Below are 2,648 nucleotides of genomic sequence, written 5' to 3' on the forward strand. Positions count from 1 at the left end.
CACCGTCCGCGACTACGAACGACTGCCACAACATCACGCCGCGATGGTCCAGTGGTCCATGATCATCATCATGACCCGACGCCTGGCCCGTCACCACCGCACCTGAAACCCTTATTTACCAGGGTCTAACACAGCCGAAACACCGGGCGCTGCTGGGAGACCTCCGCGACCGTACGGCCGACATCCTGCGGTTCACCACCGACATGCGGATCCCACCCACGTCGAACCAGGCCGAACGCGACCTGCGACCGGCGAAGACCCAACAGAAGATCTCCGGACACCATCGCCGCCGCCGTCCACGGTGACCGGGGCGCGGCCCTCCGCGCGTTCGCGCCGCATCCCCTGGTGGACTCGGTCACCGTGGCGCGGCAGCAGCTCGACGGCTACGTGGAACGGATCCCGGAGGCCGCCGCGATCTTCGCCGGACCCGGACGAGGAAGTTCGAGGGCGCCAGGGACAGGTGTCACCACCCACCCCTGGCGCGTCCATCTGATCAGGAACCGAACTGGGCGACCCACTTGCCGAGCCTCTTGTTGCTCAGCTGCGTGTAAACGCCGGGACGGCCGGTGGCGCCGCAACCCCAGCCCCAACTGACGATGCCAATCTGCAGGTACTTCGGCTGCGCGCCGGGAACCTTGACGAACAGCGGGCCGCCGCTGTCGCCCTGGCACGAGTCCTTGCCCGAGCGGCCGGCGCAGATCTCAATCCCCCGCTTGAGGCTCGGATACGAGACCTTGCACTCGTCATCGGACACGATCGGCAGGGTCACTTCCTGCATACGGTCCGGCGCGTACTCGCCGGGACCTCCGCCACCCGGGCCGCCCGGGTCAAGCACGGTGCGACCCCAGCCGGCCGTGATGACGTCGCTGCCCGGGCGCTCGACCGCGTCCGTGCCCGGGGTGACGAGCTGGATTGGCGTGATACCCGGCACGAAGTCGTCCAGGAATATCAGAGCCGCGTCGGCCTTGTCGTGGACCGAGATGCCGGAGACGCCGCGCACCAGGCCGTCGTCGGCGGACCGGACTGTGCGACCGACGACGACGCGCAGGTGTGGCAGGTCGGCCTCCTGGTACCTGTCCACGCAGTGTTTCGCAGTGAGCACCACGCCGCGGCCATCGATCAGGGTTCCGCCGCAGCGGTGCTGCCAGGAGGTTTCGCCCTCCCGCTGGAGCTGCAGCGAAGCCATGAACGGGTACTTCCCGTCAGGCACCTCCGTGCCACCGACGATTTGCGTGGTCGGAGGCTTGGGCGGGTCGGCCTGAGCCTGAGCCACTCCGCCCGTCCAGACGGACGTGACCGTCACCGCCATGGCGGTCATAGCGGCCATCGCTCGTAGTCTGCGCATCCAGTTTCCCTTCACCCATTACTGTGTCCCTTGACTGGCATGCACCTGCTTACGCGTATCGATGTAAAGCTACCGTTAAGTGCTCGTCCGTGAACTACCTGGTCGAATGATTCCAGTGTGGCGGGGTGGGTCGTCGGTTCGGGTGTGATCGATGAAAAGGTGCTGATCGAGAAGTTCGCGGTGACGCGTCCGTTGCTGGGTGAGAAGCAGTGGCGGTTGTACCTGGCCTGCGAGGCGCAGGCGATCGGGTGGGATCGCTTTGGTGGCCCGGTTGTCGGGCGTATCCCGTACGACGGTGCAGGTGGGGTGGCCGAGATCCGGGCCGGCGTCCGGGTGGATGGGCGGGTGCGGGCGCCAGGCGCGGGTCGTCCACCCGTTGAGGAGGTTTTGCCGGGTATCGAGTCGGCGTTGCGGGATCTGGTCTCACCGGCCACGCGAGGCGATCCCGAGTCGCCGTTGTCGTGGACGACCAAGTCGTTGTCGCAACTGGCCAAAGGGTTGGCGGGTAAGGGTTTCCGGGTGGGCTGTACGGCGGTGTCGCGGTTGTTGAAACAGGCCGGCTACCGGTTGCAGGCGACGTTCAAGACCAAGGAGGGTGCGCAGCACCCGACTGGGACGCTCAGTTCGGTCACATCAACGGCGCCGCCGGACAGTTCTTGGCGGCCGGTGATCCGGTGGTGTCGATGGATGCGAAGAAGAAGGAACTGGTCGGTGAGTACGCCGCTCGGGGCAGGGAATGGCAGCCGGTCCAGGTCAATGGGCACGACTTCCCGGCCAGGGTAGCCCAAGGCGCCGATCGGGCCGTTGCCGACAACTGTCACGTCCGCTGTGGACTCAGGCCTGGGCACCAACGCAGCAGGAGCAAAGGTCGCGCGCGCACCAGGACTATCAAGTCTGGGGATGCCCGGCAGGGTACGTACGGACCTAAGCCCCTGCTTGTAAGTGCTTCCCGCAACCCTCGGGTAGCCAGGGTGAGGTCCAGGGTGCGGCGGTGGTGAGGTTCTGAGCGTCGGTGCGGTGGTGGAAGAACTGGTGGGCCTGGTGTATGAGCCACCAGCGGCAACCCTTTCAGCCTGGCCGCGAGCAATGGATCGTCGCTCAGTTTTGTTACCGACCTGGATGGCGCGAACTGCTGACAGGTTGGCGCGTTCGGCTAGGCCGTGAGCATTTTCTCCTTCTAGCCTCGACCCTTCGTTAAGGGGTGTCCAAGGACTGGGCAGAAACGAAGAAGTGCCTTCTGATCAGGGAAAATAGGACTTGCTGAGGGTCCAAGTTTCCTGTCACGGAAGGCACTTGCAGGGTG

At 65.5% G+C, this 2,648-nt stretch carries 2 protein-coding genes and 2 pseudogenes; 2 read left to right on the forward strand and 2 right to left on the reverse strand.

Annotation, left to right across the window (positions count from 1 at the left end; translation table 11 throughout):
* Nucleotides 1–113 precede the first annotated feature (113 nt).
* The gene (locus tag QSK31_RS48335) at nucleotides 114–305 is read left to right on the forward strand and encodes an IS66 family transposase (protein ID WP_502873132.1); all 192 of its coding nucleotides are present in this window, start codon (nucleotides 114–116) and stop codon (nucleotides 303–305) included.
* Between the two features lie 188 nt (nucleotides 306–493).
* Here the strand turns inward: QSK31_RS48335 and QSK31_RS48340 are convergent, their stop codons facing one another.
* Entirely contained in the window at nucleotides 494–1,318 is an 825-nt protein-coding gene (locus QSK31_RS48340) for a S1 family peptidase (RefSeq protein ID WP_285691966.1), read from the reverse strand.
* 372 nt (nucleotides 1,319–1,690) lie between these two features.
* On the opposite strand from QSK31_RS48340, the pseudogene QSK31_RS49130 reads away from it, so the two are divergent.
* Nucleotides 1,691–2,064 (forward strand): annotated as a pseudogene (locus tag QSK31_RS49130) (ISAzo13-like element transposase-related protein); the annotation flags it as partial.
* 205 nt (nucleotides 2,065–2,269) lie between these two features.
* On the opposite strand, the pseudogene QSK31_RS49135 reads toward QSK31_RS49130, so the two are convergent.
* Nucleotides 2,270–2,392: pseudogene (locus QSK31_RS49135) on the reverse strand (IS630 family transposase); the annotation flags it as partial.
* Nucleotides 2,393–2,648 lie beyond the last annotated feature (256 nt).

Origin of the sequence: Actinoplanes sp. NBRC 103695 (genome assembly GCF_030269485.1) — a bacterium.
Taxonomy (GTDB): Bacteria; Actinomycetota; Actinomycetes; order Mycobacteriales; family Micromonosporaceae; genus Actinoplanes.